This is a genomic window from Shewanella sp. MSW, from assembly GCF_007636515.1.
Taxonomy (GTDB): Bacteria; Pseudomonadota; Gammaproteobacteria; order Enterobacterales; family Shewanellaceae; genus Shewanella; species Shewanella indica.
In genome coordinates this window covers 35617-57655 of the sequence record NZ_LVDR01000024.1, presented here as the reverse complement: position 1 = coordinate 57655, position 22039 = coordinate 35617, and the positions used below count along the sequence as shown (strand labels likewise).

Genomic DNA, 22039 nt, shown 5'->3' with positions numbered 1-22039 from the left:
TCCCCTGCTTTCCCCCGTAGGGCGTATGCGGTATTAGCAGTCGTTTCCAACTGTTATCCCCCACAAATGGGCAAATTCCCAGGCATTACTCACCCGTCCGCCGCTCGTCATCTTCAAAAGCAAGCTTTTGAAATGTTACCGCTCGACTTGCATGTGTTAGGCCTGCCGCCAGCGTTCAATCTGAGCCATGATCAAACTCTTCAATTAAAGTTTTGGTTGATTCCGAAGAATCGACTCAATGAATTCTGTTCGTATGAACACTCTTCATCGAGTTAAATCGTTTTGTCGATTTCTCAATGCCTGTGAGTGTCCACACAGATTGCTTGATAGATTGTTAAAGAGCAAAGGAAGCCAGCCAAACATTTTAGCTTAAAGCATTCGATGTTTGAACCTTTGACTTCCAGACCCTGTCGCGGGTCAGTGGTTGCGCATTATAGGGAGCCTGAATTTTTGCGCAACCCCTAAAAGGCGATTTTTCTTATCAAAGTCTTCAAGTGTTCACTATTGCGCCAAGGCGCGCGCTAATCGACCAACTCAGGCCAATGATGCCAAGTATTTAGGTACATCGGCAATGCTATCCAGTACTACGCTCGCCTCATCCATAGCTTCCTGAGTCACCTCTTTACCACTTCTGACCAGGATCCGCACCGGGATCCCCGCCGCTTTGGCAGCGCGCATATCATCGGCCTTGTCACCGACCATTACACTGGCGGCAAGTTCCAGCTTAAGGAAACTGGCTGCACTGTTGATCATTCCCGCCTTGGGTTTACGACAGTCACAATCCTGTTTGTATTCACCTATGCCCTTCTCCGGGTGGTGCGGGCAGTAATAGATGCCATCGAGATCCACCCCCTTGTCGGCAAAGTTCCAATCCATCCATTCGGTGAGACTGGCAAACTGATCTTCAGTGTAGAGCCCACGGGCAATTCCCGACTGATTGGTCACCACCACCAGCTTATAGCCTTGGCACTTCAACGCCAGGCAAGCATCAAAGACACCTTCAATATATTCAAAATCATCTATTTGATGTACATAGCCGTGATCGACATTGATTACACCATCTCTATCCAAAAAAACCGCTCGGTTCACTGTTTGCCTCCCAGAAAGCGAATGGCAATATTATTCCACTCATTGCGGCAAAATGCACTGTGAGAACAGGCTTATGTTGTGAGCTTGACGGCAGAGGATAAGAAAAACCGGGCATTGGAGCCCGGGATAGGTGCCTCGCCCGGATGTCTGATGCTCGGGAGCACGCCCGCAGGGAGGCATCAGACATCCAGACTCAGCATGACCATTCAAACGGGTCGTAATCAGCGAGCACTCTGGCATACTCAGGACTCAGACCATCGGTGGAGAAGTAATACCCCTTGCCATCGTTGCCTATGTCATAGCGTATGTCGTCATATTCCGGCATCGCCAATAACTGTTGTTGCAGCGCCTGCTGCGCTTCGGCATCCAAGCTATAAGGGGGATAGCCCAAAACCGAAGCCTCAAGCACAGCGGTATGGCGACAACTGGCTTCGCGTATCTGCTGCGCCAGGGTCGAGGCAACTTCCCCACGTTGCAGTGCCAACCAACGGTTGGCATAACTGTCTACCATGTAACGGTCTGAATAGAAAAAGTGTTCTCCCTCTGATACACGCATCTTCAGATCCCTGTGTTCAGGCGCCAGGATCAAACGGATATACTCTTGCACCGCATCCACTGCCTTCTCTGTGTCATCCCCCGCCACAGCCAACAGCTGCGGCAGGGAAACCAGACGTCCGTGCTGGCTGAACAACCGGATAAAGTCCACCAGTTCCAGCATGCTTTATCCCGGCAACAAGCCACGGGCCTCCAGAGCATCGGCTGCGTAACCCAGGCCGAATTTTTCCAGGGTTGATCTCAGCGGTGCCCCGGTTTGCCTGTCCCAACCAAAATCGTCATAGAACATATCCAACGCCTTTTGAATATCGTCCCTGTCCATCTTGATGGTGCCTTCATCGCCGAAGGCTTTATCGGGGTCCAGGTCGTAAACCCAATCGCAGAGCACATCGTGCTCATTGCGCATATTGATCTCATTCATTTGAATCATGGTCAGCGCCCGGTGCAGATGCAGTACCCGCTCGGCCATAAAGTCAAGCTCAGTCTCAGTCACTTCTTTACCTGTAACCAGAGAGAACATCTGGGATTCTATAGTGCTGTCTCCGCGGTAGTTACGATTCTTGTCCGGCGAAGCCAGCAAGGGGAACATCCAGTTACAGAGAGTCAATGAGTCGTGCAGCACGTTTTTCACCAAAGACCACTTGGCAAACTTAACCTTGGCCGGGTTTATTGGGGTATACCATTTCACCTTATCAAAGGCACCTTCGCCCCAGAATTCGGCGGCTATGGTTTCTATCATGTCCTGAGGCAAGCCACAGTTAACAATATTGATATGGGAGTGACACTGAGCATCGCGGTTAAACACCATATTGATCAGGGTGCCCACCTGCCCTGCTGTCTCACTGGCATGGTGCACAGCGGCGTTGGTCTTCTTATTGAAAATTTTCACCGAGGATTCTTTGTGGATATCCCAATAACCGAGATCCGGATTACGTCCATCCAGTTTCCAGCGCTCAATCAGATCCGACATGCCATCGGCCATATGGGCAATTTCCCCTTCGCGATAGGCGATACGGCGGTAAAAATCGATAAGAAACGCCGGATCTTTCTTGTCCCACAGATCCCAAGGGATGCTGTCAAACTCCTCTTTAGGCAACAGATATTGGAACATATCGTGTTTTTTAAGGTATTTGAACAGGTGCGAAATCAGACCATAGTTACACCAGATGCCATAATCGTCGATCAGGTTGCCCCCCAGAGCACCTGTCATCGCATGTTCTTCCGAGCCCTTCTTGGTATCCATCAGATACTGAGGCGCCAGGAATCCCATGCAGACGTTGGAGATATGTTCGCTCTTGCGACCATATTTCTGTTTCAGCTCAGGCACCTTGAGTTCACAGAAGCAGCGAATGGGGCAGGCATGACAGCCACCGGTACGCTTCATCCATTTGTTGGCGTACTCTTCACCGAAGTACATCTCGGCCATTGAGGTACGGAAGCCTACCTTGTTACGTTCATTCCACGGCACCTCGCCTAGCTCAATCTGCTGATCCGACTGCCCCCATTTGAGCCCCGGACGCGCTTTCCAGCGGCTGATACCATTGGAGTATTCGGCCCAGGACTGCGGAGTTGAAGGTACAACCCCTTGGTTGTTGGCACCTATTATCCCCAGAATATGGTCATCGAGCCGACGCATGTTGGCATTATCGGCGGCAATAGCCACAGCCCCTGTGCCTATGATGCCTATCCCTTTAAAATTCTTTGACCCGAGCACGGCGCCATGACCACCGGCAGAATGCCCTCCCTGAGTCATAATCACTGACAGCGGCACCTGATTCTCCCCCGCCTGGCCTATGGCAGCCACCTGGGCATTGGGGCCCATCATTTCGGCTATCATGGCGTGGGTATCAAAAATCCCCTTACCCCAGAGCGAGGCGGCTGATTCCAATGTAACTTTACCGTCTTCAACTCTGAGCCATACAGGTGCGGCGGCGCGACCTTCAATGGCGATGGCATCAAATCCGGCATATTTCATTGCCGGTGAAAAATGACCACCGAAATGTCCATCAGAAATCAGATGATCTTTAATCACCGGGCTGCGGGAAGTAATAGTTGTACGACCAGTACAAATCACCCCAGAACCAGTTAGCGGGCCGGCGGAGAATACAATAATATTTTCAGGATCTGTGGCCTTGATATTATCTTTATGGCCATCCCAAAGAATCTTATAGCCTATCCCCATACCACCAATATAATCATGATACTTATCTGTTGACTCTGTTGTAATATCACCGGTTGTTAAATTAACTCTTAATACTTTACCGGCCCATCCGCCAAGTTTATCTGTCATTTTTTATTACCTCATTAACCGATCAGGCCAGTATATTTTTCATATTGTTCGAGTGCAGCTTCCGCCTGTTCCCAGGTATAAAACTTAATCGCACCGGTTGGACAAACCTGGGCGCAAGCCGGTTCGCCCTGACACAGGTCGCATTTCACGGCTTTCATTTTGCTACGTACAACTTTGATCACTTGTTGCGGACATTTATCGGCACAATAACCACAGCCGACACAGCGCTTTTCATCTATCACTTTAGCGCCGGTTTCCGGATGAGTTGAAATAGCCTGCTGCGGACAGACCTCTGTACAAACCTCACAATGGCGACAAGTGGCCGGCACCACAGTTCGATCGCCGCACTCACCCCGCTGCTCTGTGTAATTGAATTGCACACCATGAGGCCCATAGTTCATGTTGTGTTCGACTTTGACCCTTGCCAGGGTTGGGCTGCAATCACCTTCATGGTTCCAGCCACAGGCGATTTCACAGCGACGGCAACTGACGCAGATAACCGGATTAACCACCATCAATCCACCGGGTAACACCTCAACCTTTTCATCGCTGTCGTTGTCGCTGCCACAACCGGTAAGAAAGCTGATAAGCGTTCCACCATAGACAGTGCCTACGGCAGCTCCCATACTCCCTTTCAGCATTCCTCGTCTGGTAATCATATTGCGTTCCTTAATTAGTTTAAGAAATATTATTTAAATATGCATACACCAAAAACCCGACGACTTATGCTAATTAAATCCAGACATTTTTTCCCAATCTGAGTCACATTTACTCACAGATAAGCCAGCCAATCTCATTATCTAAAACCATAATCAAATATTAAAATTACAATCTTCTCAAAATAGAAAAATACAACTTAGACTGAACCTGCGCTTATCAGTTATAGCTGGAACATATTGACGATGGTCACAGACAAATTATTCAAATCAAATAGATTAAGCCTCGCATACATTCCTAATTAGAAATCCCGACAGAATCTAAAAACTTAAAGGAATGGGAAATGATGAAATTCAAGCCTAAAAACGCCTGGTGGAAACTATCTCCACTGGTGGTTTGCTTATTGGCTGCATGTTCCGATGGCGATGACGGCCAAGTGGGTCCTCCTGGCGAAGTGGGGATCAATATTGCCAAAGCCAAATCACTGCAGGCCAATATCGAAGCCGTCACCATAGATGAGCAGACCCGGGTTTCGGTCGACTTTTTCTTAAGCGACTCCAACGGTGTTGCCGTGACAGGACTGGAACAACTGGAACAGGTTTCAGCCTTGGCCATGGGCATAGCCAAGTTGGGCAGCGCCCAGCCCATGTACGGCGATTCAAAGCCGGCAGAGGGACGCTATGCAATAAGCCGCGCCCCCCAATGGATAAGCTATATCAATAAACTGGTTGAGCCGGGGACAGGGGCAACAGCACAGGCCGCAGCGCAGTGGCAAGCCGGGATTGAGAGTGACTGCAAACTCGACTGCCTACAGAGCCTGGGCCAGGGGCGTTACCGTTATCAATTCAGCAAGGCACTCAATCAATACCCAAGCTTTGAAGGGCTCGATACCCAGTATGAGAGTGATAAGACTCACAGGGTCTATCTGGAACTCAAACCCGCTGCCGACAGTTCACCGAGCAGTATGCTTATCAACAGTGTCTATGACTTTATTCCGGCAACCGGCCAAGCCGCCGCAGCCGAAGACAGCCGGGTACTGATGGATCAGCAGCAGGCATGTTATCGCTGCCACGGCAGTGACAGGGATAACAGTGAGGCGCGTTTGTTAATGCACGGCAGTAAGCGTTTTGCCTTTGAAGGCTGTGTCATGTGCCACACCAGTTATTCGGGCGACCCTGAAACCGGCTCAGCGCTTGATATGGCGACCCTGACACACAAAGTTCACCAGGGCGACTATAAGGTCGTTGGCTATCGGGGCCATGAATATGACTACAGCCAATTACACTATCCCGGTGATATCAACGACTGTAAAAGCTGCCATATTCCTGATGCGGCGCCGCAGGCCAGTCAATACTTTATTCCCGGCAGTAACAGTTGCCTGAGCTGTCACAGTAAAGATGCCCCGGATGACTGGAATGGCAGTGCCAGTGCGTTATTCCACGATAGAGAACTCTTCCCCAGAGGGTGGCAACAGAGCTGCTCCGGCTGCCATCCGGACGCCAGTAATCCTGAGGGCGCAGGTAAAATCCACCTGAGCCTTGGCAGGACAAGCAAACTCATCAAACAGGAGTACGCCTTTGCGCTCTCCTCCGCCGCTATCGATGGCGACAAACTGAATATCGGCCTGGATTTTCGCAGTCAAGGACGGCTGCCTGCTGACGATCCGGCCATTGAGTCTTTGTGGCTAACCGTCAGTGGCGATCCTGAGCCGCTTAATCGTCCGCTCAACAATGGTCAGCGCAAGATTTGGAATTTGGCCAACCCTGGGGATGACGTCACCCTGGCCATGCAGGGGCACAGTCTCAACGCCGCCATAGGCCCGCTTCAGATAGCGGATTTCGGTGAGCCGGACAAGACTCAAGTTCGGGCAAAACTGGTTGTCTGTGCCGATCCCAATACAGGTTTTGCGGTGGCTTGCGATACCAGCTCTACCCGAATCGAAGTGATTGCCGCTAACCCCTTGTCGCTCATCGGCGCCCCGGCGAGCAGCAAAGCCATTGCCGATGAAACCGCTTGCCAGCGCTGTCATGACAACGATATGCAGCAGCGGGTTGTCAGTGCTCATACTCTGGCCAGTCATTTCCAGCCAGGTAATGACAGTTGCGGCAGTTGTCATGCGCCTCAAGGTGCCACGGCGCTGACCGACAAGAGCTGCAACGACTGCCACAACAATGACACCAATATGTACTTAAATGCGGGGCTGAAACACACTCCGGGCATGGATCAGATAAAAGCTGTCCGTACCCTGAATAACAGCCTGAATTACAGGGAAATGGTGCATTCGCTGCACAGTGGTACCCGTACTGTGACCGGTATGGGTGGCGATCGAGAAACAGCCACTTATCCCAAGCCAGCCAATGATTGCCGCGCCTGCCATAGCAAGGGTCAACTTACATTGGATGGACTGAGCCAGAGCGCCTCCGTGTTGGTCGCCACTCCCGGCGCCACCGAGAAAGGCCAAATAGCCGAGTATTCTCCCACAGTTGCAGCCTGTGGTGGTTGCCATGTCCAGGTGGACGATTGGGCCAGCCATGCCGAAGCCTTCGGTGGCGTTTTCCAAAAGGATGCCAGTGGTGGACCTGTATATCTGAGCGGCAGCGAAAGCTGCGCCATCTGTCATGCCGAGGGACGTAATAACGGTGTCGACAAGGTACACGGCCTCGGGGATTAAGCCTCATTGCCTTATCGGCCAAAACGGCGCTTCGGCGCCGTTTTTATATGCAGTTTTTATCAATTCAGGAGCTCAAACCTGCCAATCCGACACAGCTGCCATGATAGCGCCAACTGAGCACTGCTCTGCTCGAAATCCACCATCATCTTGATCGATGCAGAAACAGGAAGCCCTAGTGGTTTCCCTTTATTTATCTGAATATTCGCTGTAGTCTTAATCGGATCAAAACCGAATAACGTATACAAAGACGGGATCTATGAGTCGAACTACCCCCATCGTTCATAAAACGCGCACTCAGGTTGTGGTCGAAGTGTTGCGGGAAAAAATTCTTTCAGGGGAAATCGCAGCCGGTGAACCGTTGCGTCAAAGCGCCCTGGCAGAAGAGATGAATGTCAGCCGGATTCCGGTCAGGGAAGCCCTTTTGCAACTGGAAGCCGAGGGGTTGGTCAAGTTTGAAGCCCATAAAGGCGCCACGGCTACCGAACTATCGGTTGAACAAGTCAGCGAGTTATTTGAACTCAGAGCACTGATTGAAACTGATCTCCTTGCCAAAGCCATTCCAAACCTGCAGGATGAAGATCTGCGTCAGGCCGAAGCCGTACTGGACAAACTGGAATCCGCCTTTAAACAGGATGATGCCGTGGGCAGTTGGAGCGAACTCAACACAGAGTTCCACACAAGTTTGTACCGCGCCGCCAACCGTCCCCATACCATGGAAGTCGTACATGGTCTGAACACCAACTGTGATCGCTATATCCGCTTACAGTTGTTGCTGACAGGCGGGATCCCCCGAGCCGAACAGGATCACAGGGATCTACTGCAATTATGTCGGCAAAAGAAAATAGATGAGGCCGTGGTCCTGTTGAGGGCCCACATACTGCACGCTGCCAATGCCATTCGCGAATTGGTAGCCCAACAGGTGAGCTGAAAAATCACGACCCTTTCCAAGCAATAGCGCTTTAGTTGTCCAAAAGACAGATCTGGCTTCTGTCTTTTTATTTTGAGAGTAAATTCAATGCAGTACGCCACTATTACCGGCTGGGGAAAGTGCGTTCCCCCTGCCGTACTGACCAATCATGATCTGGCCACCTTTATCGATACTTCCGATGAATGGATTAAACCCAGAACAGGGATTAGCCAGCGTCATATAAGCCACGTCAACACTTCTGAATTGGCCACAGTCGCTGCCCAGCATGCACTGGCCGCCGCCGGCATAGAAGGTAGCGAACTGGACATGATTATCCTGGCCACCGCCAGCCCGGACACCCTGATCCCCAACATAGCCTCGACCGTGCAGGCCAATGTAGGCGCAACCTGTGCCGCCTTTGACATCAACGCCGCCTGCAGTGGCTTTCTCTATGGCGTAGGCCTGGCCACCGCCCAGATAAAGAGTGGTCAATGCAAGAAAGTCCTGGTTATCGGCGCCGAGCGTCTCAGCTTCTATCTCGACTGGTCAAGAAGAGAGACCGCAGTACTGTTCGGTGATGGTGCCGGTGCTGTGGTGCTGGAAGCAACAGACAGCCCATGTGGCGTACTGGGCTATGAGCTCAACAATGACCCAGGTGGCCGCGATATTTTGAAGGCCAGTTTCGGGACGGGTATGGATAGATTTGTCGCCGAGTCGCTGGACTTCTACATTCAGTTCGACGGCCAGGAGATTTTCAAACGTGCCATCAACGGTATGGGTAAACTCAGCGCCCAAGTATTGGATAAATGTGGCTTGGATAAAGAACAAGTCGATTGGGTAATCCCCCATCAGGCTAACGAGAGGATCATCGACACTCTGGTACACAGAATGAAGATCCCCAAAGAGAAGGCCTTCGTCAATATAGCCAACTATGGCAACACCTCGGCCGCGACCATTCCCATCGCTATCTGTGATGCGTTGGAAAAAGGCATGATCAAGCCAGGACAACACATTCTGTCCTGTGCCTTCGGCGCTGGCCTCACCAGCGCGGCCTTGCTGCTGAAATGGGGTGATAGAGTCACACCGCTGAAACAGAGCGATGCCGAGCTGCCGCCATGCGAGCAGACAGGTATTGAACTGGTAAAACGCGCAGTAGACTATTTCTGCCATCGCGATAAGGCTTAAACGAATTAAGCAGAACTCCAAACAAAATGCCGTTCACTTTCAATGAACGGCATTTTCGTTTTTAGATGCCATACTTGGCCAGGAATAACATGTCCGGTCGCAACAAAAAGTTGCGCTGACGAATATAGAGTAAAATGCTTGCCGAAATAAACTCACTCAATTATACCGCTTTCTAAAAAAGAGAAGGCCTCGAGGTCTTATTCGCACCTTCTCTTAGGTCAGTTCTTGGCCCTACTTGAGCGGTTTGCTTATCCGGATGACTACCCGACGGTTACGGACCCGTTCATCACTGGAATCATTGGATGCCACATGCCGCCGTTCGCCGTGTCCTTCAGTATGGATCCTGTCTCCCGGGATACCCCGTGCGACAAAAAAATCTTTAACGGAATCAGCTCTCTGTTGTGAAACCTTCTGGTTAATGCTGCGGCCGCCATAACTATCGGTATAGGCATCAATCAGCACCAGCTCCACTTCAGGATCATAGGCCAGATACTCCTGCACCCGCGCCAGCTGCGCCTTGGAATAACGGGTCAACTCAGTACCGCCCATCTCATAGGTAAGCACGGTAAAGGCGATATCATCGAAACTGTAAGGCAGTAGATTGGCCAGACACTGCTTGAACTCGCGGTATTTCTGGGCAAAGTTGGCCGCGGAAAGGCCGACCGCCACCGTGTGGCTTTGGTTGTACCAATCGCTGTAGTAGAAAGTGGGTTCCATGCCGCGATCCAGCTCAGTCAGCATGGACCAGGCGGCCTGTTTCGGCACTTCGCCATTGAAGTATTTCTGGTAGCTCAACTCGGTAATCGCCTTTGATGTCACCCCGGGACGCCAGGCTGGCGCTTTGCTCATCAAGCGAGCATGAGTCACTGCATCAGGCTTTTGCCACATGTCCAGAGTAAACTGCAGATTCAGCTCTTTACCCGCATGACTGGAAAACACAGCTTTGCCGTAGGAGGGAATATCGTGCTCGAGGCTGCAACCTATGGGGGTGTTTTGCGCCACACGCCAATGAGAGTCGTCGAGTGACGCCACATAGTGCCTGAGATCCGCCATCGCCGACCACGGCAGACAAAGAGTCGACAGCAGAAACAGTTTACGCCACATAGAAATCTCTCTTTTCACACACCATGTTGTCTCTATCGGCAAAGAAATTCATTCCTTTAGCCTATAAAAACAACAATCGAACATGACACCCTGTTGATGTTTTAGCATAATAGCCGCTTCGTTATTTTCCAGGGGAAATGCATGACTCAGCCAAGCCTAGCCAACCAACTCAAGCACAGATTCAGGGGCTATTTCCCTGTGGTGATCGACGTGGAGACCGCTGGCTTCAATGCGCAGACAGACGCGCTGCTGGAGATTGCCGTCAGTCTGCTGAAGATGGATGCCGAGGGCAATCTGGGAATAGACAGAACCCTGCACTACCATATCGAACCTTTTGAAGGCGCCAACCTCGAGCCGGAGGCGCTGGCATTCAACGGCATAGATCCCAACAACCCCCTCAGGGGCGCTGTCAGCGAGAAAGAAGCTTTTCTGGAGATATTCAAGGCGGTGAAAAAAGCGCAGAAAGCAGCCGACTGCCACAGATCTATCATAGTGGCTCATAATGCCGCCTTCGATCACGGCTTTGTCAGCAAAGCAATCGAGCGCAATGATATCAAGCGCTCGCCGTTTCATCCCTTTGCTACTTTTGACACCGCCACGCTGGCCGGATTGGCCATAGGACACACAGTACTGGCCAAGGCCTGCAGCTTGGCCGGGATCCCCTTTGACAACAAAGAAGCCCATTCGGCGCTTTATGATACAGAGCGCACCGCCGAGCTGTTCTGCTACATAGTGAACCGCTGGAAAGCTCTTGGCGGCTGGCCTTTGCCTGCCACCGCCGAAACCGACACCCCGCAAGGGGATATCTAAACCGGCTCAGACATATAAGCCGACTAAAACTCTGGGATTTCCTGGCCTCAAGCCAAACTATTTGAGCGTTTGGCTTGAGGGTGCATCAGCAACCACCGACCAGTGACCAGAAAACAAAGACAGCCCGGCTCAAAACCAAGGTCTTGAGCCTCATATTTAAAGCCCAGTGCGACTGTCGAGTTTAAGAGCCTTAATCAAATCGAACACTTCATGGATCTCTTTAAACACTTGTTCTATGTCTGCGCTGAGATCCAGCGGCTTGAGTAGATCAAGTTGCGGCTCAAAATAGCTATGCTGACAGGCTATTTTGACAAACAATCGCCCCTGTTTAAAACAGGCTTCCAGCTCACCTTGATAAAATCCTGATAGTGACAACAAACGTTCCATGGTCACTGTATTAAGCACATATCTGGCTTCGAGCTGATCGTCACTGTAAACTTCAAATCTACCCTCAAAGTCCGGGTCTTCCAGCTTTACCCGCGTGAGTTTGCTTCTAAACTGCGCCAAGCCATTGGCCATAAAACCTTTATCGCGGCGCACCTGGATGGTGGCGGAAAATCTCTTCGGCAGCTCGAACTCTATCACTATGCCATCGAACAGCGTCTTATATTGGGGACCATTATCGTTCTTGCCTGTGCGTTCGAGTAACGTCAGTTCCCTAAGCAGAAAAGGCACATTAAGATACTTGCCTCTGACTGAGTTTTGAAAATAACCTTTGTCATAGTCGGGAAAGAGACCATAGTCTTTATAGCTTTCCAGTTCAGGCAATCCCGGAGGATTGAACGCAAAGCTTTTACCGAAATAACCCAGCAGTAAAGGATAGATCTCCTCGACTATCTGGGTACGCAGTTCACCTATCTCACTGCCTGCCCAGATATTGGCCAACACCACCAATCCCAGGGATACCAAGGCGCCGCCAAAACCAATGAAAAACACCCCATCTTTAAAATCCAGCATGAAAGCGCCATAGAAACTCATGGCAAAAAACAGCAAAAATGCCGGAATGCCGATAAAGGTGAGAGGCGCAACTATCTTTCTACGCTCTTTATACCTGGCAGCGGCGGCCTCTCGTACCGACTCATAACGCCGACACTTGGGGGCAATCTTTTTCCCGTAATACTGGCCGAAGGCCAGCTTGTCCTGCTCCGGGATCTCCAACTCCATTGAATTCATCCTGTTTTCTTTATTTTTGCCATTTTTGCCGAGCCAGCCCGTGACTATCCGACAATAGTCTCTCAGCCTCAGACTAAGCAGTTGGCAAAATGCACAACTAACACTGAGACTAACACTTCCCCCATTTACCGCAGCAGTTCACCAAAGGTCTCTTTTACTCCGGTAACCCGGCGTGCTCCAGAGAACAAAAACGCTGTCGAATAAAACTATTCTTACGTAGGGCTTTAAAGAGACAAAAATCCGATGACTCTTGTCATCGGATAATATTTATTTCGATAATATTGACGGCATTACAGCTTTCCTTTTCAACAAGGAGCCACTGCGGGTTTTATACCCGGAACAACAACAAACTTGTCTCGCTGCGCCGACAAAACTCAGGCGGCGATCCGTTGTTTCAGTTCTGACCAAGCGTTATCCACCAGACGATAGTCGGCATCTTCAAGCTCTTTGGCTGCCAGTTTCAGGCATTGTTGCATCCGCTCATTCAAGGCATCCAGCCCTTGCTCTGACTCGTTTTCCAGCTCGGCCAGCACCACGGCAAAATGGCCTTGAAGGTAACCGCTGGCAAACAGGGCATCATCGTCACCGCCGGCCACTATCTCGCCAATCCACTGCTCCAATGCCTGTTCGTACTTCTCTAACATGCTCTACTCCGCTAAGTCTGGGTTGGCCACCTGATACATCACGTAATCCCGGTAACCTGTCACAATTCGATAATAGCCACTAAGTTCGCTATCCAATTTCTGGTCGCCACTATCCACGATAAGCGGCCTGCCTTCAAGTGCTTTTAGTTTGCTTTTGGTGGCAAGAATGATGATATTTTCCTTGCCAATGCGCCGGATAAGCTCGGGCGACAACTGCTGATTGCCACGGCCAAGAATGTGCCCTTGCCCACCTATCAGGGTAATGATCAACTTAACCTTTTGATTTTCAGTGGCGCTCAATAACTGCGCCGCATTAAGATCCGAGGCCAGCAGGGTCTTGTTCTGCACCAGATCTACCCCGAGCAAGGTATTATCGAGCCCCAGCTCCTCCATCACGGCCGCCACTGTACTGCCGGAGCCCATGATATAGAGCTCATCTTCCATATCGCCGACCACCTCGGCGGCAATATCCGCCAGCACCAGTTCATCTACCTCGCGGCCACCCATCTTCACCGCCTGGATATATCGCGGCTCGGCAGGTACTGTCATTTCACCATAACGCCGCGCCCTTACCGTGCCTTGGCGGAAGGCCTCTTCATCTATGTCCATCACATCGGCGCTCATCAGACTCACCAGGGCACCTTCCAGCAGCTGCTTCAATACCAGCCCGGATGCGTGGGGAGTAATGCCGTAAACACCCGAATGAATTTTGACCCCGGCCGGTACACCGAGTACGGGGAAGTGCTCACCGACAACGCCGTAAATATCCCTTGCCGTGCCATCGCCGCCGGCAAACAGTAGCAAGTCCAGCTCCTGCGCCATCAAGGCCTTGGCGGCAGCCTGGGTATCACTGCGACTGGTATCCGTTGCCGCCTGGTAACACACCTCGGTGCGAAAACCCAGCTTTTGCGCCAAGTCGGCGCCCATGTTCCCCGAGGCGGTATAGATTTGCAGGCGCTCGGCAAAAGGTGTTATCACAGCCAAGGCCTGTTCCATTCGCAGACCGGCCTTGGGGGTGGCACCCAGGCTCAGCGCCTCTTTTGCCACACCGTCACTGCCCTTGAGGGCCACACTGCCTCCAAGCCCGGCCAGCGGATTAATGATAAGGCCCAGTCGAAACATTTTACTCATAACTCTCTCCGGCAAATGATGCTCTGCTCTTGTAAGAAATCATCAGGCGTCAATGGGGTCACTCTGTGATTGACGCCTGGAGTCGCTACCCGGAATAGCCAGCACGGCCAACATGGACAGCAAGGCGCACGCGGCGGCAAACACCCAACACCAGAAGGCGCCGCTGCCATCGCCCCAAATCAGGCCACAGATCCAGGTACCCAAAGCGCCGCCGACGCCAAAGCTCAAACTGGCATAAAGTGCCTGGCCCTTGCTGCGGTGACTGATATCAAAATTACGGTGCACAAACTGGATGGATGCCGCATGGGTCAAACCAAAGGTAAAGGCATGCAGCAGTTGGCTGAGCCCCAAAAGCAACATGCTTTCGGCGCCAAAAGCCACCAGCAGCCAACGCAGCGCGGTCATGCCTATGCTCACCAGCAGCAGCGTCTTGACCCCATAGCGACCGAGTAATCTGGGCGCTATCATAAACATGAAGATTTCCGCCACAGCCCCTAGCGCCACAAAAATACCGGCGCTGGCCTCTGTGTAACCCACCTGTTTGAGATAAAGCACGAAAAAGCCGTAGAAAGGCCCGGCGCTGGCTTGTAGCAACATGGCAGACAGTAAAAACCACAGCAGCGGCCGCCCGAGTTTAAGTGCCGGCTTATCCTGCCCGGCCCCCGCCGAGGCGCGATTCGAAGGCAAAGGTAAGGCACAGCCCAGTAACCCAAGAAACAGACTCAGCCCGACATAGAGCAGCACCTCGGGGCCAAACTCCTTGATGGCCCAGCCAGTACCCACCACCAGCACGATGTAGCCGACACTGCCGAAACTTCGAATGAGGCCATACTTGTTGGCTTCAGTACCCAGGGTTTCCAGGGTGATCACCTCAAGTTGCGCCAGAATCGCATTCCAGAAAAAGGTATAAAGGGCCAGACTCAGCGCCAGATAGAGAAAGCCGCCATGATAAAAGAAACTCAGATAGGTCAAGGCGGCGGCAAAGGCGCCGAGCTTGATAAGCTCAGAGCGCATGCCGGTGCGATCCGCCACCAGCGCCCAGACATTGGGCGCGACTATGCGGGTTGCCATGAGTATGGCCAGCAGGAAGCCTATTTCGGCGGCATCGAAACCGCGGTTGTCAAAAAATACCCCCAGATAGGGCACCATGACACCGAGTATGCCAAAGAAAAAGAAATAGCAGGCAGAAAGCCAGGCGAGCTGTCCCCCTGCGGGAAACAGTCCGCGCATTTATCGCATTCCAAGTACAGGTGTAAGGCTGCTGACATCCTGGTTTTGGGCCCGATGACGCAGCAAGTGATCCATCAAGATTATCGCCAACATGGCTTCGGCAATGGGCACGGCGCGGATCCCGACACAGGGGTCGTGCCGCCCCTTGGTCACCACTTCGGCCTCTGTGCCCTGCACTGTCATGCTCTTGCCTGGCACGCTGATACTGGACGTGGGTTTCAGCGCCATATGGGCCACTATCGGTTGCCCGGAAGAGATACCCCCGAGCACACCGCCGGCATGGTTGCTGTCAAACCCGGCAGGCGACATCAGATCTCTGTGCTCTGAGCCCTTTTGGTTAACAACGGCAAAACCATCGCCGATTTCAACGCCCTTGACCGCATTAATCCCCATCAGTGCATGGGCAATATCGGCATCGAGACGGTCAAATACCGGTTCGCCAAGGCCGACCGGCACATTTGTGGCCACCACACTGACCTTGGCACCGATGGAATCACCGGATTTTTTCAGCTCGCGCATATAGTCATCCAACGCTTCCAACTTGGAGGCATCGGGGAAGAAAAAGGGGTTCTGTTCCACCTGCGCCATATCCAGAGTGTCGGCGCAGATAGGCCCAAGCTGGGAGAGATAACCCTGGATCTCAATGCCGTGTACTGCCTTGAGGTATTTCTTCGCCACAGCCCCTGCCGCCACCCGCATGGCAGTTTCACGCGCCGAGGAGCGGCCACCGCCGCGATAATCGCGCAGGCCATATTTTTGCTGATAGGTATAGTCGGCATGTCCGGGACGGAACAGATCTTTAATATTGGAGTAGTCCTGACTGCGCTGATCGGTATTTTCAATCACCAGCCCGATGGAGGTGCCTGTGGTCTTGCCCTCAAACACGCCGGAGAGAATACGCACCTGATCCGGCTCTCGCCTGGCTGTGGTATAGCGGGAAGTTCCCGGACGGCGCCGGTCGAGATCCTGCTGCATATCGGCTTCAGTCAGCTCAAGCCCTGGCGGGCAGCCATCGATAATGCAGCCCAGTGCAAGCCCATGGCTTTCACCAAAAGTGGTGACGACAAAGTTCTGACCTATGCTGTTTCCCGACATCCGCTTAATTTCCCCCTAGAGATAAAGTGACCGGCCATAGAGGTTCGGCCATCCGAACCTCGGCTTTACAGGCCCATTGGCTAATGGGCCGCTTTATTATTCACTGTCTTTATAGATGGCGAACAGTGATTGATTTTCAACTAACTGATCTTTTGTCAGCACAAACACCCCATCGCCGCCATGTTCAAAGCTGACCCAGGTGAAAGGTACATCGGGGAAAAGCTCAATCAGATGCACCATGGAGTTGCCCACTTCCACCACCAGAATACCCTCATCTGTGAGGTAGTCGGCGGCGTTGGCCAGAATGCGCTTGGTGATATCCAGGCCGTCTCGACCGGACGCCAAACCAATTTCCGGCTCATGGCGATACTCATCCGGCATATCGGCAATATCTTCGGCATCGACATAAGGTGGGTTGGACACAATCAGATCGTACTGCGGCGCTCGTGGCACTGCGCTGAAAAGGTTGGACTGCATGGGAAACACCCTGTCCATCACACCGAGCGACTCAACGTTTATCTGTGCCACTTCCAGTGCATCCTCGCTGATATCCAGCGCATCGACCTCGGCTTCTTCAAACTGATAGGCACAGGCGATGGCGATACAGCCACTGCCGGTGCAAAGGTCGAGGATCCGTCTTACCGGCTTGTTGTACAGCCAGGGACCGAATCCGTTTTGGATCATCTCGGCAATCGGTGAACGCGGTACCAGAACCCTTTCGTCCACATAGAAGTCCAGCCCGGCAAAACGGGCGGTGTTGGTCAGATAAGGCACGGGTAAACGCTCGCGTACCCGGCGAATGATAAGCTCAACTATTTTGTGTTTTTCGCTGCTGGTGAGATTGGCGTGGATCACCTGCTGACCAATGTCATCGGGCAGATGCAGGGCGTGAAATACCAGGGAAACCGCTTCGTCCCATGCGTTATCTGTACCATGACCATAATAAACATTGGCGTCATTGAAACGGCTGACGGCCCAGCGCAACATGTCGCCTACCGTCCGCAATTCGGTGACGGCTTCATCCACAAAGATCTTATCCAAAATCTGACTCCGGCTTTATTCTTATTCCGCCCCCATTGTAACTGAAGTCTGTTCAGAAGAAACAGGATTCAATAAAATAGCCTAATGAACGAAGAAAACGACAAAGAAGGCCTGGCGGAATTTCAGGCACTGGTATCCGGGATCACCCCGCTCGACCAGGATAAGCGCCATTTCCGCCCGCCGAGTAAAACCAAGAAGCAACTGGCTGAAAAAGAAGTTCAGATCCAGGCGGACAGTTATTTTTCAGACGTTTACCAGCCATTATTGCCAGTTAACGGCCCTATGCGTTGGTGTCGGGACGATGTAGACGCCATGGAAGTCAAACGTCTGCGTAGAGGCGATTATGTGCCTGACTTTCTTTTGGATCTGCATGGTTACCGCCAAACCGAAGCCAAGCTGGAACTGGCGGCCTTGATCCAGGCCTGTATCCGTGAACACAGCCCTTGCTGTAGTGTCATGCACGGCTACGGCACCGGCATTCTCAAACAACAGTTGCCCATGTGGCTGGCGCAGCACCCCAAGGTCAAAGCCTTTCATCAGGCCCCCAAAGAATGGGGCGGCGATGCGGCGCTGCTGATACTGATAGATATTGGCGAACATCCCCACAGACGCTAACCGCAGTTGAGCTGCCCCTTTACAGACTTAGCACTATAAATGCAAAGAACCCGGTCATGGCCGGGTTGCTTGTTTTGCTGATACTTTACCCAAGAGTCACCTTTTTAATCAGTTAAGGCGCTTGAGTTTAGGTTAATCGCCGCCCTGAAGGCTGCTTTAATCTGGAACCACTAGGCGATATTGTGCGGTCCTTGTTGCCACATCACACTTGCCTGCTGCCCATGCACATCGATAAGTGCCACTGACGAAGTTGCAAATAACGGCGGCTCAATACCGGCCACCAATTCACTGACCATATAACCCAATAATGGCATGTGGCCTATCACCAACACCTTGTCTGCCTTAAATTGTTCGGCGTAAGCCTTAACCAGGCTGGCAGCCATTTCCGGGTCGGCCGATGGCACCAATTCATCCAATACCATCCATTTACGCGGTTCAGGAAAATGCTTTCCCAGCTCCTGCCAGGTCTGCTGTGCTCTGAGATAAGGACTCACCAGCACCAGATCAAAGGCAGAGACTGAATCATTCAGCCAGTTGCTCATCTGTATCGTATGGAGGCGTCCGGCATCAGTCAGTATTCGCTCCCGATCCGAGGGTGCGTCGAAACTGGCCTCACCATGGCGCATTAGAAAAAGCTGCATACATCACTCACTACAGAAAAAAGTTCTTATGGTTCTTTGTCAATTGTAGCCCTTTATAGCGCGGCAACAAACCGCACAGCTCTCAATCTTTAGTCGAAAAATCCAAGAGATATTTGCCAAAAAAGCATAAGGCTATCAATATATAACAATCTGTCTATACGGGAGTTATCCCTTGAGCACTTGCCAGTCTGTCATTTCCAGCCCCAATGACCACCGCAGCTATCGTCATCTGACTCTGACCAACGGCCTGCGGGTATTGCTGGTGCAAGATATGCATTCTGCCCAGGCCGCCGCATCCATGGCGGTTAATGTCGGCCACTTCGATGATCCCCAATCCCGCCCCGGAATGGCGCATTTTCTTGAACACATGTTGTTCCTGGGGACAGCCAAGTTTCCCGAGGCCGGAGGCTATCACAGTTTTATCAACCAACATGGTGGCAGCAATAATGCCTGGACGGGTACTGAGCACACCAACTTCTTCTTTGCCATAGATCCCTTGGTATTTGCCGAGGCGCTGGACAGATTCAGCCAGTTCTTTATTGCGCCGCTGTTCAATCAGGAATTGGTTGAAAGAGAAAGACACGCTATAGAATCTGAGTTCAGTCTCAAGCAGAAAGACGATATCCGCCGTATCTATCAGGTATTGAAAGAGACGGTTAATCCGGGGCACCCTTTTTGCAAATTTTCCGTCGGGAATCTACAAACGCTGGGCGGAGACGAGCAACAGCTCAGGGAAGAACTGCTTGCCTTCTACAACAGCCATTACAGCGCCAACCTGATGACCCTGTGTCTGGTGGCTCCGATGGCAATTGATGAGCTGGAGCAGTATGCCAGACGCTATTTCTCGTCAATAAAAAATCATGACCTGCAAAAATCCTATCCCGAAGTGCCACTGTTCTCCTGTGAGCAACTGCAAAAGCAGATCCACATAGTGCCGCTTAAAGAGCAAAAGCGCCTGACCCTGAGCTTTGCCCTGCCCGCTATCGATCGCTTCTATCGCAGTAAACCACTGACCTTTATCAGTCACCTACTAGGAAGCGAGAGCCACGGCAGCCTGTTTTCCAAACTCAAGGACGCCGGCCTTATCAACGGACTATCTGCCGGTGGTGGCATCAACGGCTACAACTTCAAGGAATACAGCATCAGTATTCAGCTGACCGACAAAGGTTTGAACCAAACCGACAGGGTGGTTGCAGCCTGCTTCGGTTATATCAAACTCATTGCCGATAAGGGATTGGAAGATTGGCGCTATCAGGAAAGAGCCAATCTACTCAAACTGGCATTTCGCTACCAGGAACAGATAAAAGCACTGGATCTGGCCAGTCACCTAAGCATCAATATGCAGCACTATCAGGTTGAAGATACCGTCTATGGCGACTATCGCATGGATGGCCTGGATGTCGCTGAAGCCAGGGCACTGATGAGCCTGATGACTCCGGATAATATGCGCCTGCAACTGGTGGCCCAGGATCTGGATACCGAACAACAGGCGGCCTGGTATCACACCCCGTATCAAATTAAGCCCATAGAAGACGCCAGGCTGGCACTGTGGCGCAGCGCCGAGGCTGAAACCGGAATGGAGCTGCCAAAACCCAATCCTTTCATCGTTGAAGACGCCATAGCCCGAAGTGAACCCAGTCGGCATCCTGAGCCGGTGATTGTCGCCGAAGGCGCCGGTTATCGTATCTGGCACAAGAAAGATGATGAATTCAATGTCCCCAAGGGGCATCTGTATCTGTCTCTCGATTCGGATCAGGCCAGCCCCACTCCAAGACATGCCGCCTTGACCCGGCTGTATGTGGAAATGCTGCTCGATCATCTGACCGAACACACCTACCAGGCGGAAGTGGCTGGCCTCAGCTACAACATCTACCCCCATCAAGGCGGGCTGACCCTGCATTTAACCGGTTTTACCGGCAATCAGGAAACCCTGCTGGCACTGCTGATAAATAAAGCCCGGGAGCGCAGTTTTACCCAAGAGAGATTCAACCTTATCAAACGCCAGTTGCTACGCAGTTGGTATAACCATGCCCAGGCGAAACCCATCTCCCAGCTGTTCACAAGCTTGACGGTAACCCTGCAAAAACGCAGTTATGAACCACTGCGGATGGCAGAGCTGTTGGAAGATATCACCCTGGACGATCTGCATGACCATGTGAGCGCCTTCTATGAAAAAATCTACCTGGAAGGCCTGGTCTATGGTGACTGGCTGGAACAGGAAGCCCAGTCTCTGGGAAAACGACTCAGCCATATTCTGTCACTGGTTTCCAAGCCCAGCCGTGAATCGGCAAGGGAGTTGGTCAACCTTCAGGGTAAAGGCACCGTACTCAGGGAGCTGAACATAGCCCACCCGGACAGCGCCATCATAGTCTATTACCAATCCGTGTTTGCCACTCCGGAGAAAATGGCGTTGTTCAGCCTTTTGAATCACACCATGTCATCGACTTTCTTCCACGAGCTGCGAACCCAAAGACAGCTCGGTTATATGGTGGGCACTGGTTATCTGCCGCTGAACCGCCACCCGGGAATGATCTTCTATGTACAGTCACCGACCGCCGGGCCACTGCAGTTACTGCAAGCCATAGATGAGTTTATCGCCGACTTTAACTACGCCGTGATGCAGATAACCAATGAGCAGTGGGAAAGCACCAAGCAGGGATTGATCAACCAAGTCATGGAACATGACGCCAACCTCAAGACCCGCAGCCAACGTTATTGGGTCAGCATAGGCAATAAGGATTACCACTTTAATCAGCGCGAACTGGTGGTGGCACAAATCAAGCGCCAAACCCGGGCCGGGCTGATTAAGTTTATGATGGATAAAATGCGTACCAAACACAGTGACCGTCTGGTGCTGTTCAGCACAGGAGAGCAACACAGGCACCTGGAACGCCTACAAGCCGGTTCCTTGATCACTGATTTACGTGCCTTCAAACAGCAGGCTGAGCAGTTTAACCTTTAATCTCTGGGCTGCACTTGCTTAAACGGGGATTTTTTCATCCCCAATCGGTATCGCAGATTATCCCAAGAGTAAGTAAATCAGCAGCTGGAAACAAAAGGTATTATATTCAATATCAGCACAGCGTGCTTTTTAGCTGTCATTACAGTTCAATCTACCAACAGTAACATTGAACAAATTTGAGGTAAGCTTATGTGATAGAAAGGTTTAATTTTGACAATCAGGTAACTTTCTGAAAGAGT

General features: G+C 51.7%; 18 protein-coding genes and 1 rRNA gene. 6 read left to right on the top strand and 13 right to left on the bottom strand.

Annotated features, from left to right (window positions below; translation table 11 throughout):
• The 5 genes from AYI96_RS19025 to AYI96_RS19005 form a co-directional block, all read right to left on the bottom strand.
• A 16S ribosomal RNA gene (locus AYI96_RS19025) occupies positions 1 to 207 on the bottom strand; the annotation flags it as partial.
• Positions 208 to 534: 327 nt separating this feature from the next.
• Complete coding sequence (gene gmhB, locus AYI96_RS19020) at positions 535 to 1089, bottom strand: D-glycero-beta-D-manno-heptose 1,7-bisphosphate 7-phosphatase (protein ID WP_039035626.1); 555 nt, start codon at positions 1087 to 1089, stop codon at positions 535 to 537.
• Between the two features lie 193 nt (positions 1090 to 1282).
• On the bottom strand, positions 1283 to 1807 hold the full coding sequence (locus AYI96_RS19015; protein WP_144362153.1) for a hypothetical protein: 525 nt from the start codon (positions 1805 to 1807) through the stop codon (positions 1283 to 1285).
• Positions 1808 to 1810: 3 nt separating this feature from the next.
• Positions 1811 to 3934, bottom strand: a complete 2124-nt coding sequence (locus tag AYI96_RS19010; RefSeq protein WP_144362152.1) for an aldehyde ferredoxin oxidoreductase — start codon at positions 3932 to 3934, stop codon at positions 1811 to 1813.
• Positions 3935 to 3948: 14 nt separating this feature from the next.
• Complete coding sequence (locus AYI96_RS19005) at positions 3949 to 4593, bottom strand: 4Fe-4S dicluster domain-containing protein (RefSeq protein ID WP_039035623.1); 645 nt, start codon at positions 4591 to 4593, stop codon at positions 3949 to 3951.
• Between the two features lie 341 nt (positions 4594 to 4934).
• Here AYI96_RS19005 and AYI96_RS19000 point away from each other — a divergent pair, with 341 nt between their 5' ends.
• The 3 genes from AYI96_RS19000 (at position 4935) to AYI96_RS18990 (ending at position 9354) form a co-directional block, all read left to right on the top strand.
• Complete coding sequence (locus AYI96_RS19000) at positions 4935 to 7262, top strand: OmcA/MtrC family decaheme c-type cytochrome (protein ID WP_144362151.1); 2328 nt, start codon at positions 4935 to 4937, stop codon at positions 7260 to 7262.
• 256 nt (positions 7263 to 7518) lie between these two features.
• Positions 7519 to 8190: a GntR family transcriptional regulator gene (locus tag AYI96_RS18995; RefSeq protein WP_039035620.1), complete on the top strand. Its 672-nt coding sequence runs from the start codon at positions 7519 to 7521 to the stop codon at positions 8188 to 8190.
• Positions 8191 to 8277: 87 nt separating this feature from the next.
• The gene (locus AYI96_RS18990) at positions 8278 to 9354 is read left to right on the top strand and encodes a ketoacyl-ACP synthase III (RefSeq protein WP_039035619.1); all 1077 of its coding nucleotides are present in this window, start codon (positions 8278 to 8280) and stop codon (positions 9352 to 9354) included.
• A gap of 231 nt (positions 9355 to 9585) precedes the next feature.
• On the opposite strand, the gene AYI96_RS18985 is transcribed toward AYI96_RS18990, so the two are convergent.
• Complete coding sequence (locus tag AYI96_RS18985; protein WP_039035618.1) at positions 9586 to 10458, bottom strand: flagellar protein MotY; 873 nt, start codon at positions 10456 to 10458, stop codon at positions 9586 to 9588.
• Between the two features lie 141 nt (positions 10459 to 10599).
• On the opposite strand from AYI96_RS18985, the gene rnt reads away from it, so the two are divergent.
• Positions 10600 to 11268, top strand: coding sequence for a ribonuclease T (rnt, locus tag AYI96_RS18980; protein ID WP_039035617.1), 669 nt, complete (start codon positions 10600 to 10602; stop codon positions 11266 to 11268).
• Between the two features lie 156 nt (positions 11269 to 11424).
• Here rnt and AYI96_RS18975 read toward each other — a convergent pair whose 3' ends face one another.
• The 6 genes from AYI96_RS18975 to prmB all read right to left on the bottom strand — a co-directional run bounded on the left by AYI96_RS18975 (position 11425) and on the right by prmB (position 17582).
• Positions 11425 to 12441, bottom strand: a complete 1017-nt coding sequence (locus AYI96_RS18975; protein ID WP_039035616.1) for a DUF3137 domain-containing protein — start codon at positions 12439 to 12441, stop codon at positions 11425 to 11427.
• A gap of 374 nt (positions 12442 to 12815) precedes the next feature.
• Positions 12816 to 13085, bottom strand: coding sequence for a YfcL family protein (locus AYI96_RS18970; RefSeq protein WP_100142787.1), 270 nt, complete (start codon positions 13083 to 13085; stop codon positions 12816 to 12818).
• A 3-nt stretch (positions 13086 to 13088) separates the two neighbouring features.
• Positions 13089 to 14216 carry an ATP-NAD kinase family protein gene (locus tag AYI96_RS18965; protein ID WP_039035614.1) on the bottom strand — a complete coding sequence of 376 codons (1128 nt, stop codon included), beginning with the start codon at positions 14214 to 14216 and terminating at the stop codon, positions 13089 to 13091.
• A 42-nt stretch (positions 14217 to 14258) separates the two neighbouring features.
• The gene (locus tag AYI96_RS18960; RefSeq protein ID WP_039035613.1) at positions 14259 to 15446 is read right to left on the bottom strand and encodes an MFS transporter; all 1188 of its coding nucleotides are present in this window, start codon (positions 15444 to 15446) and stop codon (positions 14259 to 14261) included.
• The gene (gene aroC / locus AYI96_RS18955; RefSeq protein WP_039035612.1) at positions 15447 to 16541 is read right to left on the bottom strand and encodes a chorismate synthase; all 1095 of its coding nucleotides are present in this window, start codon (positions 16539 to 16541) and stop codon (positions 15447 to 15449) included.
• 96 nt (positions 16542 to 16637) lie between these two features.
• Positions 16638 to 17582, bottom strand: coding sequence for a 50S ribosomal protein L3 N(5)-glutamine methyltransferase (gene prmB, locus AYI96_RS18950; protein WP_039035611.1), 945 nt, complete (start codon positions 17580 to 17582; stop codon positions 16638 to 16640).
• 84 nt (positions 17583 to 17666) lie between these two features.
• On the opposite strand from prmB, the gene smrB reads away from it, so the two are divergent.
• Positions 17667 to 18197: an endonuclease SmrB gene (smrB, locus tag AYI96_RS18945; protein ID WP_039035610.1), complete on the top strand. Its 531-nt coding sequence runs from the start codon at positions 17667 to 17669 to the stop codon at positions 18195 to 18197.
• Between the two features lie 170 nt (positions 18198 to 18367).
• Here smrB and sixA read toward each other — a convergent pair whose 3' ends face one another.
• Complete coding sequence (sixA, locus tag AYI96_RS18940; protein ID WP_039035609.1) at positions 18368 to 18838, bottom strand: phosphohistidine phosphatase SixA; 471 nt, start codon at positions 18836 to 18838, stop codon at positions 18368 to 18370.
• Positions 18839 to 19010: 172 nt separating this feature from the next.
• Here sixA and AYI96_RS18935 point away from each other — a divergent pair, with 172 nt between their 5' ends.
• A complete protein-coding gene (locus tag AYI96_RS18935) occupies positions 19011 to 21800 on the top strand; it encodes an insulinase family protein (RefSeq protein ID WP_039035608.1) in 2790 nt (929 codons plus the stop codon).
• Positions 21801 to 22039: the final 239 nt, after the last annotated feature.